The sequence below is a fragment of the Paraburkholderia sp. genome (genome assembly GCF_050742655.1).
Classification (GTDB): Bacteria; Pseudomonadota; Gammaproteobacteria; order Burkholderiales; family Burkholderiaceae; genus Paraburkholderia.
Genome location: NZ_JBOIGG010000014.1, coordinates 177,502 through 197,996, shown reverse-complemented (window position 1 = coordinate 197,996; position 20,495 = coordinate 177,502). Strand labels below are relative to the sequence as shown.

Genomic DNA, 20,495 nt, shown 5'->3' with positions numbered 1-20,495 from the left:
TTGTCGCCTGCATGCGCAAACTGCTCATCACGCTTAACGCAATGGTTCGCTCCAACACTCCCTGGCAGTCGGACTTCCATGACGCGTGACATTGCTCGTCTCAAGATAGTTGCTGTCGACCAGAGTTGGCGCTTTAGCGCTTACTCTGGTCCCATGCAACATGGTTGCTGGGATCGTCTGAATGCCAGTCTTCATCGGCGTATCGTGTGAAGATTTTCGAACGATCGTGCCACAAGCAGGAGCCGCGCACAATCGACGGCGAGGCAGGCAAGGCAAATAGCCGTTGTGCGGCGTGCCCATTACAATGCGCCGATGAGCAAAACCCGACACGTTTCCGAAACGCCCGCGACGCAGTTTCTGCGTCGTCACAGTGTGCCGTTCGGCGAGCATCCGTACGACTACGTGGAGCACGGCGGCACCGCCGAATCGGCGCGGCAGCTCGGCGTCGACGAGCATGCGGTCGTGAAGACACTGGTGATGGAAGACGAGCACGCGAAGCCGCTGATCGTGCTGATGCACGGCGACCGTACCGTATCGACGAAGAACCTCGCGAGACAGATCGGCTCGAAGCGTGTCGAGCCGTGCAAGCCCGACGTGGCGAGCCGGCATTCCGGCTATCTGATCGGCGGGACGTCACCGTTCGGCACGCGCAAGACGATGCCGGTGTACGTCGAATCGACGGTGCTCGAACTCGAACGGATTCTGCTGAACGGCGGCCGGCGCGGTTTTCTCGTCAGCATCGAACCCGCCGTGCTCACGACGCTGCTCGACGCGAAACCGGTGCAGTGCGCGAGCATTGAGTGAGGACCGGGTGAGAACTCGAGCGGATGCATGAGCCGCGCGCCGGTTCGGTAGAATGGCGGCCGTTGCGCCCGCGTCCGTATGAGCTTCATCTATGCCGCATCGCGCCTTCTCCACAAGACAAAGAGACAAGAGAGCCCCGCCATGGAAAACCTGATCGTCGCCGTCGTGGCCTATCTGATCGGCTCGGTGTCGTTTGCCGTGATCGTCAGCGCCGCGATGGGGCTGGCCGACCCGCGTTCGTACGGCTCGAAGAATCCCGGCGCGACCAACGTGCTGCGCAGCGGCAACAAGACCGCGGCGATCCTGACGCTGGTCGGCGATGCGTTCAAGGGCTGGCTCGCGGTCTGGCTGGCCGACCGCTTCGGCCCGCACTACGGGCTCGGCGACGATGCGGTCGCGCTCGCGGCGATCGCCGTGTTCCTCGGGCACCTGTACCCGGTGTTCTTCCGCTTCAAGGGCGGCAAGGGCGTCGCGACGGCCGCGGGCGTGCTGCTCGCGATCAACCCCGTGCTCGGTCTCGCGACCGCGCTGACGTGGCTGATCGTCGCGTTCTTCTTCCGCTATTCGTCGCTGGCGGCGCTGGTAGCCGCGGTGTTCGCGCCGCTGTTCGACGGCTTTCTGTTCGGCGCGAACATCATTGCGCTCGCGATCGTCGTGATGAGCGGGCTGCTGATCTGGCGGCATCGCGCGAATATCGCGAAGCTGATGGCCGGGCAGGAGAGCCGGCTCGGCGGGAAGAAGAAGGGCGACGCGCCACGGGCCGGTGGCACCAGGCGCTAGGGCGCCGGGGTCGCCCTCAGTCGCGGAAGTTGTTGAAGTCGAGTGGCGTGTCGGTGACGTCCTTGCGCAGCATCGCGATCGCGCCCTGCAGGTCGTCGCGCTTCGCGCCGGCGACGCGCACCGCGTCGCCCTGAATGCTCGCCTGCACCTTGATCTTGCTGTCTTTCACGAGCTTGACGATTTTCTTCGCGAGATCGCCGGACACGCCTTTCTTGACGGTGACGACCTGCTTGACCTTGTCGCCGCCGATCTTCTCGATCTTGCCGTAGTCGAGGAAACGCACGTCGACGTTGCGTTTCGCCATCTTCGACAGCAGCACGTCCTTGACCTGGCCGAGCTTGAAATCGTCGTCGGCGTACAGGGTCAGCTCGCGCTCCTTCTGCTCGACGCGTGCGTCGGACCCTTTGAAATCGAATCGCGTGGAAATTTCCTTGTTGGACTGCTCGATCGAATTCTTGACTTCGATCATGTTGGCTTCGCTGACGACGTCGAACGATGGCATTGCTCTCTCCCAATAGTGCGGCGGCGCGCGGCGCGGCTGCGCACGACGCACTCGCTATAATCACGGACCGGCTGTCATTTTACCGACGCGATCCCGTTTGCCCAAGGCCGCTGCTGCTTTCGTTTGCCCTTCTTTGTCATTCCGCTTCTTCGCCCATCCCGATGCCGCAGCCCGATTCCCTTCCGTTGATCGCCAACTATTCGCTGCGTGCGCATAACACGTTCGGCTTCGACGTCCGTGCGCAGCTTGCGTGCCACGTGGTGGACGAGGCGCAGTTCGCCGCGGCCGTGCGCGATCCGCGGGCGGCGGGGCTGCGCCGGTTCGTGCTGGGCGGCGGCAGCAACGTCGTGTTGACGCGCGATTTCGACGGGCTGGTGCTGCTGGTCGAACTGAAAGGCCGTCGTGTGGTGCGCGAAGACGGCGATGCGTGGTACGTCGAGGTGGCCGCAGGCGAGAACTGGCACACCTTCGTCGCGTGGACGCTCGAGCAGGGCCTGCCCGGGCTCGAAAACCTCGCGCTAATTCCAGGCACCGTCGGCGCCGCGCCGATCCAGAACATCGGCGCGTACGGCCTCGAGATGGCGGAGCGCTTCGCGTCACTGCGCGCGGTGGAGTTGGCGACCGGCGACGTCGTCGAGATGGATGCGGCCGCGTGCCGCTTCGGCTATCGCGACAGCTTCTTCAAGCAGGAAGGGCGGGACCGGTTCGCGATCACGGCGGTGACCTTCCGTTTGCCTAAAGCATGGACGCCGCGGGCCGGCTACGCGGACATTGCTCAGGCACTGGCCGCGCGGCCTGGTGCAGGCGCATCCGAGGCAGTCGATGCCCGTGCGATCTTCGATGCGGTCGTCGCGGTGCGCTCGGCGAAGCTGCCCGACCCGGCGGTACTCGGCAACGCGGGCAGCTTTTTCAAGAATCCGGTGGTCGATGCTGCCCGCTTTGCGGCGTTGAAGGTACAGGAGCCCGAGCTGGTGTCGTATCCGCAGCCGGATGGCAGCGTGAAACTCGCGGCCGGGTGGATGATCGACCGCTGTGGGTGGAAAGGGCGCGCGGTCGGCGCGGCGGCGGTGCACGACCGCCAGGCGCTCGTGCTCGTGAACCGCGGCGGCGCAACCGGCGCGGACGTGCTGGCGCTAGCCGATGCGATCCGCGACGACGTGCAACGCCGGTTCGGCGTGGCGCTCGAAGCAGAACCGGTGTGTCTGAGGTAACCGCTTGCTGCGTGCGTCCAGCCGCAGCGCTGCTCAGTGATTCAGCTTGCCGAGCAGAAGAAATTCCAGCAACGCCTTTTGAACGTGCAGGCGGTTTTCCGCTTCGTCCCACACGACGCTCTGCGGCCCGTCGATCACTTCTGCGCTGACTTCCTCGCCGCGATGCGCGGGCAGGCAGTGCATGAAGAGCGCGTCCGGTTGTGCGAGGGCCATCATCTCGGCGTCGACGCACCAGTCGGCGAACGCTTTCTTGCGCGCGTCGTTTTCCGCCTCGAAGCCCATGCTGGTCCAGACGTCCGTGGTGACGAGGTCGGCGCCGGTGCAGGCTTCATTCGGGTCGGCGAATTCCTCGTAGAACGGCGCGCTATCCGCCGCCACCATTCCGCGGTCGAGCTGGTAGCCGGGCGGCGTGGACAGACGCAGCTTGAAGCCGAGAATCTGCGCAGCTTCGATCCACGTATAGAGCATGTTGTTCGCGTCGCCGACCCACGCGACAGTCTTGCCGCGAATCGGACCGCGATGCTCGTAGTACGTGAAGATATCGGCCAGCACCTGACACGGGTGATATTCGTTGGTCAGACCGTTGATGACCGGCACACGCGAATTTTCCGCGAAGCGCGTCAGGATGTCCTGACCGAACGTGCGGATCATGATGATGTCGACCATCCGCGAGATGACCTGCGCGGCGTCTTCGATCGGTTCGCCGCGGCCGAGCTGTGTGTCGCGCGTGCTCATGAACACCGCGTGGCCACCAAGCTGAAAGATGCCCGCTTCGAACGACAGGCGCGTGCGCGTGGAGTTCTTCTCGAAAATCATCGCGAGCGTGCGGTCGTGCAGCGGGTGATACGTCTCGTAATTCTTGAACTTGCGCTTCAGGATGCGCGCGCGTTCGAGCACGTACTCGTAGTCGTCCAGCGAGAAATCGTTGAACTGCAGATAGTGACGAATTTTCTTGGCGGTCATAAAACAAATACGGCGGTCTCACCCGGCGCCGACGCCGGACGGCGCCGCCGTCGTTTGTGGTAACTCAATGCAGCATAAAGGATTTTGACTCGTTTGACGAGTCGGCCGAAAGGCCGCGCCAGCCCTCGAAAAACGCCGTTTACAGTGCGTCGGAAGGTTTGTGTGCGGTGCGGAAAGGGGCTCGCTGCGCTATAATCGCGAGGTTTTCTGAAGCCCGGTCAGCAGGCGTTCCGCCAGTCGGGGCGCGGTCGCGTATCCGGTAATTCTGCTTCGCGGTGCGCTGTCTGGCGTCATCGGCCGCAGTCGCTTCCGGCAGCCGGCGGCATGAGGGTTCGCCGTAACGGCGGGCCGCGCGCAACGTGTTCGCACAATCACGCACGCAGCGGCGTTCGCCGGCAAGTCACCGGGCAGTCAACAGGTAATCACATGGCCGAAGCACCCCCGACCGAATATTTCATTCAGGGCATCACCCACAGCGGAAAGACGTTTCGACCGAGCGACTGGTCGGAGCGGCTCGCTGGTGTGATGTCGTGTTTCGGGCCGGGTGCCAAGGGGCCGAACGCCCGCTTGCAGTATTCGCTGTATGTGCGTCCTACGATGCTGGGCAATGTGAAGTGCGTAATCCTCGATTCCCGTTTGCGCGAAATCGAACCGATGGCATTCGATTTCGTGCTGAACTTCGCGAAAGACAACGATCTCGTCGTGACCGAGGCATGCGAACTGCCGGCGGATCACGGAACACGGAAAAGCGCGTAGTTCTGGTCGCCTGATCGCGCGAGAATCGCGCAGCGTCTTGTCTCAAAATGAAAATGCCCGCGGTCGCGGGCTTTTTTGTGTCCGCTGCACTCGCAGCGGGCGGAGGCGTGTGGATACAACTACGAAACCACGCGACGACAAAAAAGCCCGCCGAGGCGAGCTTTAATGACGCAGCGGAAACAGGACGCGGTCCGCTGTCGCGGACCAGCCGGAATTACTGTGCTGCTGCGGGCGCCTGCAGACCCTTGATGGCTGCGGCGAGGCGGCTCTTATGGCGAGCAGCCTTGTTCTTGTGAACGATCTTCTTGTCGGCAATGATGTCGAGCGTCTTCGACGAAGCCTGGAAAATCTCAGCGGCCTTAGCCTTGTCGCCGGCGTCGATCGCCTTGCGAACGGCCTTGATGGCGGTGCGGAACTTCGAGCGCAGCGCCGAGTTATGCGAGTTGGCCTTGGCGGCCTGGCGGGCGCGCTTACGTGCTTGTGCGGAGTTAGCCATGACGGTTCCTTATCCTGTTCCTGTTTCCAGAGCCTGACCTGAAAAGGTGGCCGGGCGCTGCTTTTAATCCGAACCCCTGGAAGCGATTGCCCAGAGGCGCAAAGAGAGAATTTCGACGACGATCTGCGGACATCGGCCGGATTCTGCGGGCCCCGTTCTGCTCTGGCGACCCCGCTGTAACCCAATCCCTACCGACGATTTTCCAGCAGCCCGACAGCCGAGCAAGCGTAGAAACCGGCGATTATAGCAACAAAATCAGGCACGTGGCAAACGAAACGGATCGGCGGGACGAGTCGCAGCTGGCGTACTGCCGGCTCATCCTGAAAAGCACCCAAAAGGGCACGAACCGTGACCCGGCCCGGTCTGAACCAGAAATTGTGCGGAGGCCAGAACGTCTGCGGTCTGAACGGGTCCGATGCGTGCTGCCGGACGATCGTCCGTTCGCCCCGGCGGCACCCGTATAATAAGCGCCCCATGAATCTACTCCGAGCCCTGCTGACGGTCAGCGGCTTCACGCTGCTGTCTCGCGTGACCGGACTGGCCCGCGAAACGCTGATCGCCCGTGCGTTCGGCGCCAGTCAATATACCGACGCGTTCTACGTCGCCTTCCGCATTCCGAACCTGCTGCGCCGCATTTCCGCCGAGGGCGCGTTCTCGCAGGCATTCGTGCCGATCCTTGCTGAATTCAAGAACCAGCAGGGCCACGACGCGACCAAGGCGCTCGTCGACGCGACGTCGACAGTGCTGGCCTGGGTGCTAGCGGTTCTGTCGGTGCTGGGTATCCTTGGCGCGTCGTTCGTCGTCTTCGTGGTCGCGTCGGGGTTGCGTGCCGACGGCCAGGCGTACCCGCTCGCGGTCTCGATGACGCGGATCATGTTCCCGTACATCGTGTTCATTTCGCTGACGTCGCTCGCGTCCGGCGTGCTGAACACGTACAAGAACTTCTCGCTGCCCGCGTTCGCGCCGGTGCTGCTGAACGTCGCGTTCATCGTCGCGGCCGTGTTCGTCGCACCGCATCTGCAGAAGCCGGTCTATGCGCTCGCGTGGGCGGTGATCGCGGGCGGCGTGCTGCAGTTCCTCGTGCAGTTGCCGGGGCTGAAGAAGATCGACATGCTGCCGCGCATCGGGTGGAATCCGCTGCGGGCGCTGGCGCACCGCGGCGTGAAGCGCGTGCTCGCGAAAATGGTGCCGGCGATGTTCGCGGTATCGGTCGCGCAGATCAGCCTGATCATCAACACGAACATCGCGTCGCGCATCGGGCCGGGCGCGGTGTCGTGGATCAACTACGCGGACCGGCTGATGGAGTTCCCCACCGCGCTGCTCGGCGTCGCGCTCGGCACGATCCTGCTGCCGAGCCTGTCGAAGGCGCACGTCGACGCCGATCCGCACGAGTACTCGTCGCTGCTCGACTGGGGGCTGCGCGTCACGTTCCTGCTGGCGGCGCCGAGCGCGGTCGCGCTGTTCTTCTTCGCCGAGCCGCTTACCGCGACGCTGTTCCACTACGGCAAGTTCGACGCGAACGCCGTCGTGATGGTCGCCCGGGCGCTGTCCGCGTATGGGGTGGGGCTGATCGGCCTGATCCTCATCAAGATTCTCGCGCCCGGCTTCTATGCGAAGCAGGACATCAAGACACCGGTGAAGATCGCGGTCGCGGTGCTGATCGCGACGCAGATCAGCAACTTCATCTTCGTGCCGATCTTCGCGCACGCCGGCCTGACGCTCAGCATCGGTCTCGGATCGTGCATGAACGCGGGGCTGCTGTTCTTCATGCTGCGGCGCCGCGGCATCTACATGCCGTCACGCGGCTGGACGATATTCTTCATGCAACTGATCGGCGCATGCCTCGTGCTCGCGGGCACGATGCACTGGTTCGCGATCAGTTTCGACTGGATCGGGCTGCACGAACGGCCGTTGATGCGCATCGCGTTGCTCGCGGCGAGCCTCGTGCTGTTCGCGACGCTATATTTCGGTATGCTCTGGCTGATGGGGTTCAAGTACGCGTATTTCAGAAGGCGAGTGAAGTGATCACGATGACGCGGGTTCTCGATTATTTCAGTACGCTCGTGGCGGAGGACGATAGCCTCCCGCTCACGGAAACGGCGCTTTCGCTCGCGCAGGACGCCTATCCCGATCTCGATCTGCAGGGCATTCTCGCGGAGATCGACGAACTGGCGATGCGCCTGAAGCGCCGCATGCCCGACGACGCCGACATCCGGCAACGGGTCGGCATCCTGAACCGGTTCTTCTTTCGCGAGCTCGGCTTCGCGAGCAATCTGAACGACTACTACGATCCGGACAACAGTCATCTGAACATGGTGCTCAAGCGCCGCCGCGGCATTCCGATCTCGCTGGCGGTGCTGTATCTGGAGATGGCCGAGCAGGTCGGTGTGCCAGCGCGCGGCGTGTCGTTCCCTGGACACTTCCTGCTGCGCATCACGATGCCCGACGGCGAGATGATGCTCGATCCGACGTCCGGTCACTCGCTCAGCGAGTCCGAGATGGTCGACATGCTGGAGCCGTATGTGGCGAAGGCGGGCGAATCGGTCGGCCGTGCGCTGCGTATCCTGCTGCAGCCAGCTACCCGCCGCGAGGTCGTCGCGCGGATGCTGCGCAACCTGAAGGCGACGTATCTGCAGACGGAACGCTGGCAGCGGCTGCTCTCGGTGCAGCAGCGGCTCGTGATCCTGCTGCCGGACAGCATCGACGAGGTACGCGACCGCGGCTTCGCGTATGCGCGGCTCGACTATCTGCGTCCGGCGCTCGAAGATCTCGAACGTTATCTGGGCGACCGGCCCGATGCCGAGGACGCGACCGTCGTCGAGGCGCAGTTGCACGAATTGCGGCAGCGCACGCAGCACAACGACCGCGACTGAATTTCCTTCATCGCCGGGCTGCTGAAGCGCCCAATCGAAACTAAAAAGCCCGCGACGCACAATCTGCGTCGCGGGCTTTTGTTCAACAGGAACGCCGCCGTATCGCGGGTCGAGGGTCGCGCGTTACTTCGGCTGCATCCGGATCGCGCCGTCGAGGCGGATCACTTCGCCGTTCAGCATCGGGTTATCGAAGATCTGCTTGACCAGCATCGCGTATTCGTCGGGCTTACCGAGGCGCGACGGGAACGGCACCATCGCGCCGAGCGCGTCCTGCACGTCCTGCGGCATCCCGAGCAGCATCGGCGTCTCGAAGATCCCTGGCGCGATCGTCATCACACGAATCGCGTTGCGCGCGAGGTCACGTGCGAGCGGCAGCGTCATACCCGCGACGCCGGCCTTCGATGCGGCGTAAGCAGCCTGACCGATCTGCCCGTCGAAGGCCGCGACCGACGCCGTATTGACGATCACGCCGCGCTCGCCGTTCGCGTTCGGCTCGTTCTTCGACATCGCCGCGGCCGCGAGTCGTGCCGTGTTGAACGTGCCGATCAGGTTGATCGAGATGGTGCGGGCAAACGCGTCGAGCGGATGCGGCCCGTCCTTGCCGACCGTCTTCACCGCGGGCGCGACGCCTGCGCAATTGACGAGCCCGCGCAGCGTGCCGAGCTTCGTCGCCGCTTCGACGGCGGCAACGGCATCGTCCTCGCGACTCACGTCGCACTTGACGAACACGCCGCCGAGTTCCTGCGCGAGCGCGTTGCCGGCCGCTTCGTTCAGGTCGGCCAGCACGACCTTGCCGCCTTGCGCGGCAAAGAGGCGCGCGGTAGCCGCGCCGAGGCCTGAAGCGCCGCCGGTAATCAGGAATGCGTTGTCGCGAATCTCCATCTTTCTCTCCTTTTCATGTGCCTTGTGGGCAAGTCGTGAGGGGTCGGGCTCGTGGCCGTTTGCCGGTGTACCGCGGCGACCGTCGCCGTCGCCGCGTGCCGGCACCCCAAAGAAAACGCGCCGCGGACACGAGGCCGGCGGCGCGCGTCGACGGCCGCCCGAGGTGCGGCCGCCGGATTTACTTCAGCGCGTCGAATGCGCGCGTACGGATTTCGTCGACGCTGCCGAGTCCCGAGATACGGCGATAGGCCGGCGCCTTCAGGCCGCTCTCGTCGCCGCGCTGTGCCCAGCCGTTGTAGTAGTCGATCAACGGACGCGTCTGCGCGACGTACACGTCGAGCCGGTTGCGCACGGTCTCTTCCTTGTCGTCGACGCGCTGGATCAGCGGTTCGCCGGTCACGTCGTCGACGTTCTCGACCTTCGGCGGATTGAACTTCACGTGATAGGTGCGACCCGATGCCGCATGCACGCGACGGCCGCTCATCCGGACGATGATCTCGTCGAACGGCACGTCGATTTCCAGCACGTAGTCGATTGCGACGCCGGCCTGCTTCATCGCTTCCGCTTGCGGCAGCGTGCGCGGAAAGCCGTCGAACAGATAGCCGTTCGCGCAGTCCGGCTCGGTCAAGCGCTCTTTCACGAGATTGATGATGAGGTCGTCCGGCACGAGATTGCCGGCATCCATGTAGCGCTTCGCTTCGACGCCGAGCGGCGAGCCCGCTTTCACCGCGGCGCGCAGCATGTCGCCGGTGGAAATCTGCGGGATGCTGAATTTTTCCTTGATGAAGTTTGCCTGGGTTCCCTTGCCCGCGCCGGGAGCGCCCAACAGGATCAAACGCATGTGATATCTCCAGATTGTGTGAATTCTATGCATCGTTCAGGCAGGCGGGTCGATGCTGCGAGCCGCTCGCGCTGCATGCCGCACCGTTTCGCTTCATGCGAAGCGGCGGAGACGGGGCAGTACAGCGCACGGCGAGCGATACGACGAAGACCTGCTGACGGCGGTTCCGGAAGGGCCGCGCAAGCGTCCGATTATGCCATGGGTTTTTCTGCGTTCGACCCGAATAGCGCCCGTACGCGGGCGAGGTCGGCGGGGGTGTCGACGCCCGGCAGCGGTACGTCCTGCGTGATCAGCACCGCGATCCGTTCGCCGTGCCACATCGCGCGCAACTGCTCGAGTGCCTCGACCTGCTCGATCGGCGATTGTGTGAGCGATGGATAAGTGCGCAGGAATTTCGCGCGATACGCGTACAGCCCGATGTGCCGATACACGACGGCCGGCGCCGGCGGTGCGGGCAACGCGGCGACGTTCGGCCAGTGCGGCTGGTACGCGTCGCGTGCCCACGGGATCGGCGCGCGCGAAAAATACAGCGCGACACCGCGCGCGTCGGGCACGACCTTCACGACGTTCGGATTGAAGATCTCGGCGGGATCGTGGATCGGATGTGCCGCAGTGGCGATCGCGCAGCCGTCGCTCGCGGCGAGATGCGCGGCGACGCCGCGCACGAGCGCCGGGTCGATCAGCGGCTCGTCACCCTGTACGTTGACGACGATCGTGTCGTCGCTCCAGCCGAAGTGCACGGCGACCTCCGCGAGCCGGTCGGTGCCCGACGGATGCTCGGGTCGCGTGAGGATCGCATCGAAGCCGTGTGCGCGCGCTGCGTCGATGACCGTCTGGGCGTCGGATGCGATCAGCACCTGCTGCGCGCCCGACTCGCGCGCGCGTTCCGCGACACGCACGACCATCGGCTTGCCGCCGATGTCCGCGAGCGGTTTGTTCGGCAGACGCGTCGACGCGAGCCGCGCGGGAACGACGGCGATGAAGGGCGGAACGGAGTCAGTGACGATGGACATCGCGAGGAGGGCCGCAGCAGGGAACCGGAGGAAGGCGGGAACCGGTGCACTCGGAACCCGGGGAAAGCGGCAGCGGCTGCGCGAACGCGATGCCGCCGCGGCGTGACGTCGTAACGGTGAGCGGCCGGTCAGTTGCCCGAGCCTGGATTCGACGGTTCGACGGGCGTGCCCTCGACAGTCTGACGCGCTTCGTCGACGAGCATCACCGGGATGCCGTCGCGGATCGGATACGCGAGCTTGTCGGCGTGGCAGACGAGTTCCTGCGCGGCGCGATCGTAGCTGAGCGGGCCCTTGCAGATCGGGCAGACAAGAATTTCAAGCAGGCGAGCGTCCACGGAGTTTCTCCACAACCAGTGCGATGAGGCGATGATCGAGCGCGGCTTCGACCGGAACAACCCAGATCCGCGCATCATGCCAGGCCGCCAATTTTACCGCATCCTTTTCGGTGACCAGGATCGTATCGGCGTCGGCATCGGCGAACGGATTGCTGCTGAACGCGTAGTGATCGGGCAATGCGCGCGTGTTAGGCGCGAGGCCCGCGGCCCGCAGCGTCGCGAAAAAGCGTTCGGGCGAACCGATGCCCGCCGCGGCCAGCACGCGGTTGCTGGGGTTGCCGGCAAATTGCGCGAGCGGCCGGCGCCGCGCGGGGTCGTCGAGTTGCCATGCGTCGCCCGGTGTGAGCGTGAGCGCATAGGTGTTCGGCCACGGTGGCAGCGCGCGGTCGTAAGGGTTGTTGATCAGCGTTGCATCGCGGCGGCGCGACAGCGGTTCGCGCAGCGGACCGGCGGGCAGCAGGAAGCCGTTGCCGCCGAGCCGGTGATCGAACACGATCAGCTCGGCGTCGCGCGCGAGACGATAGTGCTGCAGGCCGTCGTCGCTGACGATCACGTCGACGTCGCGATGCGCGGCGCACAGCGCCTGCGCAGCCGCGACGCGATCGGGGCAGACCCACACCGGCACGCCAGTGCGTCGCGCGATCAGCAGCGGTTCGTCGCCGGCTTCGCTCGCGAGCGAGGCCGGCGTGACCGGCGTCGGCTGCGCGATCTTCGCGCCGTACCCGCGCGACACGACGCCCGGAGCGAAACCGGCGGCGCGCAGCGCATCGACGAGCGCGATCACAGTCGGTGTCTTGCCGGTGCCGCCCACGGTCACGTTGCCGACCACGACGACTGGCACGCTGACACGCACCGTCTTGCGCCAGCCACGCGAAAACATCGCGCGTCGAGCGGCGGCCACCGCACCGAACACGCACGCGAATGGCGTGAGTGCCCACGCGATCGGTCCGCGCCGTTGCCATTCGCGCGCGAGTTGCGCTTCGATGCGGGCAGTGAGTCCGCTCATCGGATGACGGGTACGAACAGCGCAACGCACGACATAGGCATCGGACGCAGGGATGACGCGATCCACGAAAAAGACATCGGCGCGATTCTCCGGACGGGTCGTTAAATGAGGTGCTGGCGGACGTCGCGCGTTGCAAGGCGCGCGCAACGTCCGGGAAAGCCGGCACTCTAGCGTGCCGGCGTCACTGGCGGCAAGTCGCGCGGAGTCGCGCCGCCCGCGCATCGGTTATCCACAGGGGCGACCTGTGGATAACTTTGTGGAGAAAATGCCTCGCGCTGCGTGGAAAAGGCCGCGCAGAAAGCCCCGGATCGGTGTCGTACACCATTAACGAGACAAAAAGCTTAATCAAATCAAATACATGATACGAACTCACCGGCCTCAGCGCGATGTCGGGTCTGCGATTTGCGCAATGCATAGCTTGTGTGGACACTCCGACGTTCCGACGCGCGGGACTGGACGGCGCGGGCGCGCCGGACTATCGTCTGTCGGCTGTTCGGGCACGCTTTCCATTGCTTTTCACAGGTCCTGTTCTCATTCTTCGCATGAATTCCGAAAGTCCTTTTTCGTCGTCGTTGCCTGCCGGCAATGATGCGGTCGTGCCGGTGTCGATGCTCAATCGTGCGATCGGCACGATGCTCGAGCGCTCGTTTCCGCTTGTGTGGGTGTCGGGCGAAGTGTCGAACTTCACGCGCGCCGCGAGCGGCCACTGGTATTTTTCGATCAAGGACGCGCAGGCGCAGATGCGTTGCGTGATGTTCCGCGGTCGCGCGCAGCACGCCGAGTTCACGCCGCGCGAAGGCGACCGCATCGAAGTCCGCGCGCTGGTGACGATGTACGAACCGCGCGGCGAACTGCAACTGAACGTCGAAGCGGTACGTCGCACTGGCCAGGGTCGACTGTACGAAGCGTTTCTGCGGCTGAAGGCGCAACTCGAGGCCGAAGGGCTCTTCGCCGCCGAGCGCAAGCGCGCGTTGCCCGCGCATCCGCGCGCAATCGGTATCGTCACGTCGCTGCAGGCCGCAGCGTTGCGCGATGTGCTGACGACGCTGTCGCGTCGCGCGCCGCACGTGCCCGTGATCGTCTATCCGGCGCCCGTGCAGGGAACCGGTGCGAGCGCGAAGCTCGCCGCGATGGTGGACGCCGCCAACGCGCGGCGCGAAGTGGACGTGTTGATCGTGTGCCGGGGCGGCGGATCGATCGAAGACCTGTGGGCGTTCAACGAAGAAATACTCGCGCGTGCGATCGCCGAAAGCGCGTTGCCCGTGGTGAGCGGCGTGGGTCACGAAACCGATTTCACGATCGCCGATTTTGCCGCCGACGTGCGCGCCCCGACGCCAACCGGTGCCGCGGAACTCGTGAGTCCGCAGCGCGTGCTGCTGTTGCGCGATCTCGATCAACGGCATGCCTCGCTTGCGCGGGGCTTTGGCCGGATGATGGAGCAGCGCGCGCAGCAACTCGACTGGCTGTCGCGCAGACTCGTGTCGCCGGCCGAACGGCTCGCGCGACAACGTACGCATCTGCAGCAGCTCGGCGCGCGTCTCGTATTGGCGGGGGCGCGACCCGTGCGCGACGCACGCGCGCAGTTTGCGCTGCTGCAGATGCGCTGGCGGCGCACGCATCCCGATCTTGCCGCGCATCGCGCGACACTGCAGCAACTGACGCAGCGTTTCGAGCATGCATTGTTACGGCAGCATGAACGTCACACCGCGCGCGTGACGTCGCTGGCCGCGCGACTCGAAGTGCTGAGTCCGCAGCGCACGCTCGAACGCGGTTACGCCGCGGTGCTCGACGCGCAGAGCGGTCGCGCGGTGCGTGCGCCGGCATCGCTGAAACCAGGCAAGCGTCTCACCGTGCATCTCGCCGAAGGGACGGCCGACGTCGCGCTCGCCGACGTGCAACAACGTCTTACCGACGGTTTCTGACAACGCTTTCGGTCGCAGTACATTTGACCTTCGACGCATCGCTGCAAGCGCATTTATTACGCTGCTCGCCCGGCGATGCACGATGCTTCTGCACGCGATGCCAGGCATAAAGGCCGCGTGTTTGCGGGGTTATTCCAAGTCGCCTACAATCGAGTGCTCTACAGCGTTATCCGCAGAACTCCCCATAAACAGACAGAAGGAAAGCACCATGGCACATACGCTCCCGCCGCTGCCGTACGCATTGGACGCTCTCGCGCCGAGCATTTCGAAAGAGACGCTCGAGTTCCACTACGGCAAGCACCATCAGACCTACGTGACCAACCTGAACAACCTGATCCCTGGCACGGAGTTCGAAAATCTGTCGCTGGAAGAGATCGTGAAGAAGTCGTCGGGCGGTATCTTCAACAATTCGGCACAGGTGTGGAATCACACGTTCTTCTGGAACAGCCTGTCGCCGCAAGGTGGCGGTGCACCGTCGGGCGCGCTCGGCGACGCGATCAACGCGAAGTGGGGTTCCTACGATGCGTTCAAGGAAGCATTCACGAAGACCGCGATCACCACGTTCGGCTCGGGCTGGGCATGGCTCGTGAAGAAGGCCGACGGTTCGCTGGATCTGGTGTCGACGAGCAATGCAGCCACGCCGCTCACCACCGACGCGAAAGCCCTGCTGACGCTCGACGTTTGGGAGCACGCGTACTACATCGATTATCGCAATGCACGTCCGAAGTTCGTTGAGGCATTCTGGAACATCGTGAATTGGGATTTTGCTGCAAAGAACTTTGCTTGAGCTTGAGATAGCTCCGCGCTAAAGTCTGCAGGCGGTAGCCATAAAGAAAGCCCTCGAATAAGAGGGCTTTCTGTTTTTTTGGCATCGTCGTCCCGCTAACCGCCAGGCACATCCGGATTCACCACAAAACATGAAATTAACTCACGAATCGCGGCACTGATACCGAAGCCTTTTCTGCGCAATCAATCCGGCTCGGCGATGTTGAACGGCTTGCCCGGCACCCACACCCACGTCGCGACGACCTTCGCGCCAGCAGGTCCGGCGGTCGTCACGTGCACGACATTCGCGGGGAGCCGCACGCTCTCGCCCGCATGCACGACTCGTGCGGGCTGGCCTTCCATCTGCACCGTCACTTCGCCTTCGAGCACGTAGAACACCTCGGGCCCGGTCGCCTTATGTCGAGGCTTGGCGGCGTTCGGCGGAAATTCGGCGATACCCATCCCCATCTCTCGATCGGTGCCCGGCACCGGCACTCTCTGCAGAACGACGGTGTCTTTCGCGGCAGGCGCGGTGCTGGCCGCTTGTGCAAGTGGCGCGGCCATCATGACGACGATGAGAACGAACAGACGACGATGGCTGATCACAACGGCACCGGTCAATGAGAGTGGTCGATCGAGAAACGCTCAGGGCGTGCCCGCACCGAGCGACTCGAGAATGTCGTAAGCAGCGGTCACGCGCGCATCGAGCGGGAACGACTTGTTGGCGAGTATCACCACGCCGATCTTTTTCGCCGGGATGAACGCGGCGTAAGTCGAGAAGCCGTTGGTCGAACCGGTCTTGCCGAGCAGATATGCGGGCTGAGGTTGCAACGGTGGCGTGAGCGCGGTCGCCGGCATGCCCTTGAGAATCACGTCGGGGCTGTTGCTCGCGACGATCGTATCGAGCGCCACGGGGTACGGGTACTCCTCCCACACCAGATCCTGAATGAATGCGCCTGCCTTGTAGTAGCCGGTATGCGTGCAGGCGATCGCGCGCCGCAGTTTGTCGCTCACCGGAACGAGCTGCATGTTGGCATCGAGGAAACGTATCAGGTCGGACGTGCTCGATTTGAGGCCGTAGGCTTCAGACGACAGCATCCCGGGATTCACTCTGACGGGCGCGTCCGCCTTCGTGTAGCCCTGCGCATAGCGCTTCATCTCGCTGGCGGGCACGTTGATGTAACTATGCGTCATACCGAGTTCGGGCAGCAGCCGCTTTTCGATCGCATCGTCGAACGGCAGGTTCATGCTGCTCGCTGCGATCATGCCGAGCATCCCGATGCCGAGATTCGAATAGATCCGGTATGTGCCGACCGGATGATCGGGCTTCGATGCGCGGAAGTAGGCCATCAACTGATCGTTGTTCGTGATGCTGTCAGGCACGAACAACGGCAGCCCCGACGTGTGCGTCGCGAGATTCAGCAAGCTGACCTGATCGAAGCGGCTCCCGCGTAGCGCGGGCAGATGCTGGCTTGCACTGTCGGATAGCGACAGCTTGCCATCGACTTCCGCATAACAGGCGAGCGTCGCCGTGAAGGTCTTGCTGAACGAGCCGATTTCGAAGAGCGTCTGCGGCGTGACCGGTTCGCTCGTCGCTTTCGACATCACACCGTAGTTGTAGAAGGACTGCTTTCCTCCGACGGTGACTGCGACCGCGATGCCGGGAATCGCGTACTTCTGCTGCAGCGGCTGAACGATTGCATCGATCGCGCGTGTTTGTGTCGACCGGTCCGCGCTTCCTGCTCCATAGCTATATGTGGCCCACAGGCACGTAAGTATCAGCAGCGTTTTCTTCGTGCTTTGAGCGTTTCTGGACATGACGGGGGGATCGAGCCGAAGGGTAGGAGACGAGGAATTGTGGCGTCGTCGAGAGTCGGCAGCAAGCGACGATAACTGGTGGGACGCAAAAGAAATTCTTATCGATGCGGGCGGGTGAACGTCGAGATAGCAACCGACGGACCACGATCCCGCGCCATAGCAAACGCACGACCGCATGACGCGGCGGTCATGCGGTCGTCGTTCTCGACGCTTGTCGCCGATGGGGCGGCGTGCATCACTGGGACGGCGAACCCGCCTGCGACGTACCCTCCACCGACGTACCGCCGACCGCGCGTTGCGTGTCCAGCGTGGCTTGTGCGTTTCGCGAGGCTGCATCGGTCGCGGCGATTTTCGCCTCGGCGGCCTGAATGTCTTCGGGGTAATTTTCGTCGTCGCCTGCGCTGGGCACATAGCCCGCCTGTTCGACGCGTACGAGGTCGGCATAAACCTGCGCACGTGTGAGCGGCGCGGTCGTGCTAGCGAAGGAGGTGATGGAGGCGGTACAGGCGCCGAGGGTCAGCGCGATAGCGATAAGCGTTTTCATGATCGAGGTTTCCGATAGCGGTAACGCGAGGAGCAACCATCGCCATGCCGCCGGGTACGGGTGTTCACCCGAACCGGAAGCCTGCGTGGTGCCAAAGCGATGTGTGATCGATGCGCGTGCGCATCAGCTGCCGAAATACAGCGTGCAGTAGCTGACGGGGCCGACGCACTGCGTCATTGCGTCATGCTGTCCCATACGCGTTCCGGCGTCGCTGGTGCCAGCCGTCTGTGCACCGACTGCGTCCTGCTGTTGCTGCTGATGTTTGAGCTGCTGCGCGAAGATCGGATTGACGTCCGGGTACGACGTATCGGTGACGAGACGCGACCCGTTGTTCTCCGCCTGAATCAGTTCCTGACGCACTTCTGCGCGGGTCTTTTCCTGCGCGTATGCATTGGTGAACGCGCTTGCCGAAGCAATGGCGACGAAGGACATGGCGATGATCGAAAACTTTTTCATTTTGAACTCCTGAGGGTGAGAGACGACTGCTGTGTTCATCTGAGTGAACATCGACTCTCGCACGGATATTCCCGGAATTCGAAAAAAAGCGTGGAACGTGCTGTGTCACCGCTGCTGTGTCACAGCGATACGTTCGCGTACAAAAAAATCTGCGGATAGCGGGAATAAGAACGGCGCGGCGTGTGTTGCACGCCGCGCCGTTAGAGCGGACTGCGCATCGCGTTACGCGGTGCGGCCGGTTCGCAATGCGGGCTCCGGTTGCTTCGCCGCGGGCAGCGACGACGGAAACCAGCGTTCCGCGAGCTTGAATGCGCTGACCGATCCACCCACCGCGAGCAGCATCGGAATCAGCATGTCGTGATTGACGCGCGTGAATTCGAGAATCAGCACGACCGCGGTGATCGGCATCTGCATCGACGCCGCGAGAAACGACGCTGCACCGACGACCGCGAATGCGCCCGGTTGCATACCGGGCCACAGCGGATTCAGCAGGCCCGCGATCACGAGGGCCAGCAGCGCGCCGTTCGCGAGCCCTGGTGTCAGCAGACCGCCTCCGGCGCCGCAGCGCAGGGTGCTTGTGGTGATCGCGACCTTCAGCACGAGCAGCGTCGCGGCGAGGCTGACCGTCAGATGGCTGTCGAAGCTGAGGCCGGCGGGTCCCTTGCCGTTGCCGAGCAATTGCGGCAACGACATCGCGAGTACGCCGATCACAATGAAGTTGATCACTGACAACGCCGGCATGCGCCAGTCTTTTGGCGCGAGCGAGCGCGCGTGGTCCGTCAGGCGCGTGAATCCGTAGGCCGCGACACCGAAGAGCGGCCCACACACGACGGACCACACGACCAGCTGCGCATTCAGCGTGAACTGCGGCACCTGATACTGATGCTCGTTACCGAGCCCGATCCACGCGACGACCGCGGCGATCGCGGACGTCGCGAGCGCGGGGACGACCACGGTCCACTCGAACGTGCCGAGCAGCACTTCGACGACGAACACCGCTCCGCCGAGCGGGACGTTGTACACGGCGGCGAGGCCGGCACCCGCACCGCACGCGACCATGATCCGGCGATCGGCTACCGACAGTCCCGCGCGGCGCGACAGCCACGCGGCGAACGCCGAGCCGATTTCGCGGGGTGCCACTTCGCGGCCGAGCGGCGAGCCCATCGCGACGGTGACGATCTGCAGCAGCGCGTGAAGGGTCGTGCTGATGCCGGGCATACGCGGGTCGTCGCTTTTCATCGCCTGGCGAATGCTGACGAGCGGCTGGCCAAAGCGATACAGCGCCCACCAGCCACCGCCCGCGATTACCCCGCAGACCGACACGACGAGCAGACGTCGCAGCGGTTCCGTGTCCGTTACGCCCTCGAGAAAACTCTCCGCGCTGATCACGTGCGTGACGCTGTAGCCGTATGCGACGTGCTGGATCGCGTGCAGCAGCATCGCGAGCGCCATGCCGCCGAGCCCCGCACCGATGCCGGTCAATACCGTGACGGCCGCGAACCTCGCCAGTGAACGGGGTTCCTCCGCGGATTCCGCACGGCGTTTGTTTTCGGCTGACATGGCGCTGCTCCCTGGACTCGCATTCGTGGACAACGGACCGCCGACGCTGGTTGTGCGCGGTTCGCGTGGTCCGCATGGTCTGTGTTCTTTGCCTCGAATGGTATCCCGCATCGCATCATGATTCAAATTGGTTATTAGAATCAATTGATGCGATTTGGGAATGCGGTCCAGTGCGCCTCGGGTGAGGCGCGAACACCGCGCGGATCAGGCGGTGTTCGCGAGCGCCGCCGCGGCGTTGCGATGCGCCAGCACGTCGTCGATCAGCCCGTAGGTCTTCGCGGCTGCTGCCGACATGAAGTTGTCGCGGTCCGTGTCCTTGACGACCTGCTCGATGCTTTTTCCGGTGTGCTCGGCGAGCATCGCGTTGAGCCGTTCGCGCTGGAAGATCACTTCCTTCGCCTGGATCTCGACGTCGGAGGCCGTTCCCTGGCTGCCGCCCGACGGCTGATGGATCATGATCCGCGCGTTCGGCAGCGCGTAGCGTTTGCCGCGCGTGCCCGCGGCGAGCAGGAATGTCCCCATGCTCGCGGCGAAGCCGGTACACAGCGTCGACACGTCCGGCTTGATGAAGTGCATCGTGTCGTAGATCGCCATGCCGTCGTAGACCGAGCCGCCGGGCGAGTTAATATAAAAAGAAATGTCCTTGTCGGGATTCTCCGATTCGAGAAACAGCAATTGCGCGACGATCAGGCTCGCCGACTGTTCGTTGACCGGCCCGACCAGAAACACGATCCGTTCGCGCAGCAGGCGAGAGTAGATGTCGTAAGCGCGTTCGCCGCGACCGGACTGTTCGATGACCGTCGGCACGAGGCCGAGTCCGGAAAGAGCAGGGGGATGAAATGGCATGCGTTCCTCGCGATGACAGGTGAGTGTCCCGTACCTGCATTCGCGGCACGGGTTTCATCCGCATGACGCGGCAGCGCGGCGCCGCGTGACGAGAAAATTTTTGCGCGCGGGTGTCACGTTCG

At 63.9% G+C, this 20,495-nt stretch carries 22 protein-coding genes; 8 read left to right on the top strand and 14 right to left on the bottom strand.

The window, feature by feature from the left end:
* Positions 1–312: 312 nt before the first annotated feature.
* Together ACREXZ_RS20445 and plsY are read left to right on the top strand one after the other, a co-directional pair.
* On the top strand, positions 313–804 hold the full coding sequence (locus ACREXZ_RS20445) for an aminoacyl-tRNA deacylase (protein WP_431765929.1): 492 nt from the start codon (positions 313–315) through the stop codon (positions 802–804).
* Between the two features lie 141 nt (positions 805–945).
* A complete protein-coding gene (gene plsY / locus ACREXZ_RS20440) occupies positions 946–1,584 on the top strand; it encodes a glycerol-3-phosphate 1-O-acyltransferase PlsY (protein WP_431765928.1) in 639 nt (212 codons plus the stop codon).
* Positions 1,585–1,600: 16 nt separating this feature from the next.
* Here plsY and ACREXZ_RS20435 read toward each other — a convergent pair whose 3' ends face one another.
* Positions 1,601–2,086 (bottom strand): YajQ family cyclic di-GMP-binding protein, encoded by a 486-nt coding sequence (locus tag ACREXZ_RS20435; protein WP_431765927.1) that lies wholly within the window; start codon positions 2,084–2,086, stop codon positions 1,601–1,603.
* Between the two features lie 161 nt (positions 2,087–2,247).
* Between ACREXZ_RS20435 and murB the strand changes: the two genes are divergently transcribed.
* Positions 2,248–3,297 carry a UDP-N-acetylmuramate dehydrogenase gene (gene murB / locus ACREXZ_RS20430; RefSeq protein WP_431765926.1) on the top strand — a complete coding sequence of 350 codons (1,050 nt, stop codon included), beginning with the start codon at positions 2,248–2,250 and terminating at the stop codon, positions 3,295–3,297.
* 33 nt (positions 3,298–3,330) lie between these two features.
* Here the strand turns inward: murB and argF are convergent, their stop codons facing one another.
* Positions 3,331–4,260: an ornithine carbamoyltransferase gene (gene argF, locus ACREXZ_RS20425; protein ID WP_431765925.1), complete on the bottom strand. Its 930-nt coding sequence runs from the start codon at positions 4,258–4,260 to the stop codon at positions 3,331–3,333.
* A 426-nt stretch (positions 4,261–4,686) separates the two neighbouring features.
* Between argF and ACREXZ_RS20420 the strand changes: the two genes are divergently transcribed.
* Positions 4,687–5,016 carry a DUF3579 domain-containing protein gene (locus ACREXZ_RS20420; protein WP_431765924.1) on the top strand — a complete coding sequence of 110 codons (330 nt, stop codon included), beginning with the start codon at positions 4,687–4,689 and terminating at the stop codon, positions 5,014–5,016.
* 214 nt (positions 5,017–5,230) lie between these two features.
* On the opposite strand, the gene rpsT is transcribed toward ACREXZ_RS20420, so the two are convergent.
* A complete protein-coding gene (gene rpsT, locus ACREXZ_RS20415; RefSeq protein WP_431765923.1) occupies positions 5,231–5,512 on the bottom strand; it encodes a 30S ribosomal protein S20 in 282 nt (93 codons plus the stop codon).
* Between the two features lie 474 nt (positions 5,513–5,986).
* Here rpsT and murJ point away from each other — a divergent pair, with 474 nt between their 5' ends.
* Positions 5,987–7,537: a murein biosynthesis integral membrane protein MurJ gene (murJ, locus tag ACREXZ_RS20410; RefSeq protein WP_431765922.1), complete on the top strand. Its 1,551-nt coding sequence runs from the start codon at positions 5,987–5,989 to the stop codon at positions 7,535–7,537.
* Positions 7,538–7,542: 5 nt separating this feature from the next.
* Entirely contained in the window at positions 7,543–8,385 is an 843-nt protein-coding gene (locus tag ACREXZ_RS20405; protein ID WP_431765921.1) for a SirB1 family protein, read from the top strand.
* A gap of 123 nt (positions 8,386–8,508) precedes the next feature.
* Here the strand turns inward: ACREXZ_RS20405 and ACREXZ_RS20400 are convergent, their stop codons facing one another.
* The 5 genes from ACREXZ_RS20400 to lpxK all read right to left on the bottom strand — a co-directional run bounded on the left by ACREXZ_RS20400 (position 8,509) and on the right by lpxK (position 12,462).
* Complete coding sequence (locus ACREXZ_RS20400) at positions 8,509–9,267, bottom strand: 3-hydroxyacyl-CoA dehydrogenase (protein WP_431765920.1); 759 nt, start codon at positions 9,265–9,267, stop codon at positions 8,509–8,511.
* 178 nt (positions 9,268–9,445) lie between these two features.
* Positions 9,446–10,108, bottom strand: coding sequence for an adenylate kinase (gene adk / locus ACREXZ_RS20395; protein ID WP_431765919.1), 663 nt, complete (start codon positions 10,106–10,108; stop codon positions 9,446–9,448).
* A 191-nt stretch (positions 10,109–10,299) separates the two neighbouring features.
* Entirely contained in the window at positions 10,300–11,121 is an 822-nt protein-coding gene (kdsB, locus tag ACREXZ_RS20390; protein WP_431765918.1) for a 3-deoxy-manno-octulosonate cytidylyltransferase, read from the bottom strand.
* 128 nt (positions 11,122–11,249) lie between these two features.
* Positions 11,250–11,456: a Trm112 family protein gene (locus tag ACREXZ_RS20385; protein ID WP_431765917.1), complete on the bottom strand. Its 207-nt coding sequence runs from the start codon at positions 11,454–11,456 to the stop codon at positions 11,250–11,252.
* Positions 11,437–12,462 (bottom strand): tetraacyldisaccharide 4'-kinase, encoded by a 1,026-nt coding sequence (gene lpxK, locus ACREXZ_RS20380; RefSeq protein WP_431765916.1) that lies wholly within the window; start codon positions 12,460–12,462, stop codon positions 11,437–11,439. The genes ACREXZ_RS20385 and lpxK overlap by 20 nt, the downstream gene beginning before the upstream one ends.
* A gap of 542 nt (positions 12,463–13,004) precedes the next feature.
* On the opposite strand from lpxK, the gene xseA reads away from it, so the two are divergent.
* On the top strand, positions 13,005–14,384 hold the full coding sequence (gene xseA, locus ACREXZ_RS20375) for an exodeoxyribonuclease VII large subunit (RefSeq protein ID WP_431765915.1): 1,380 nt from the start codon (positions 13,005–13,007) through the stop codon (positions 14,382–14,384).
* A gap of 208 nt (positions 14,385–14,592) precedes the next feature.
* A complete protein-coding gene (gene sodB / locus ACREXZ_RS20370) occupies positions 14,593–15,171 on the top strand; it encodes a superoxide dismutase [Fe] (RefSeq protein ID WP_431765914.1) in 579 nt (192 codons plus the stop codon).
* Between the two features lie 182 nt (positions 15,172–15,353).
* Here the strand turns inward: sodB and ACREXZ_RS20365 are convergent, their stop codons facing one another.
* The 6 genes from ACREXZ_RS20365 to clpP all read right to left on the bottom strand — a co-directional run bounded on the left by ACREXZ_RS20365 (position 15,354) and on the right by clpP (position 20,373).
* The gene (locus tag ACREXZ_RS20365) at positions 15,354–15,770 is read right to left on the bottom strand and encodes a cupin domain-containing protein (protein WP_431765913.1); all 417 of its coding nucleotides are present in this window, start codon (positions 15,768–15,770) and stop codon (positions 15,354–15,356) included.
* A 24-nt stretch (positions 15,771–15,794) separates the two neighbouring features.
* Complete coding sequence (gene ampC, locus ACREXZ_RS20360) at positions 15,795–16,967, bottom strand: class C beta-lactamase (protein WP_431765912.1); 1,173 nt, start codon at positions 16,965–16,967, stop codon at positions 15,795–15,797.
* A 235-nt stretch (positions 16,968–17,202) separates the two neighbouring features.
* Positions 17,203–17,511, bottom strand: a complete 309-nt coding sequence (locus ACREXZ_RS20355; protein WP_431765911.1) for a DUF4148 domain-containing protein — start codon at positions 17,509–17,511, stop codon at positions 17,203–17,205.
* Between the two features lie 123 nt (positions 17,512–17,634).
* On the bottom strand, positions 17,635–17,967 hold the full coding sequence (locus ACREXZ_RS20350) for a DUF4148 domain-containing protein (RefSeq protein ID WP_431765910.1): 333 nt from the start codon (positions 17,965–17,967) through the stop codon (positions 17,635–17,637).
* Between the two features lie 222 nt (positions 17,968–18,189).
* A complete protein-coding gene (locus ACREXZ_RS20345) occupies positions 18,190–19,527 on the bottom strand; it encodes a chloride channel protein (protein ID WP_431765909.1) in 1,338 nt (445 codons plus the stop codon).
* Positions 19,528–19,731: 204 nt separating this feature from the next.
* Positions 19,732–20,373: an ATP-dependent Clp endopeptidase proteolytic subunit ClpP gene (gene clpP, locus ACREXZ_RS20340; protein WP_431765908.1), complete on the bottom strand. Its 642-nt coding sequence runs from the start codon at positions 20,371–20,373 to the stop codon at positions 19,732–19,734.
* Positions 20,374–20,495 lie beyond the last annotated feature (122 nt).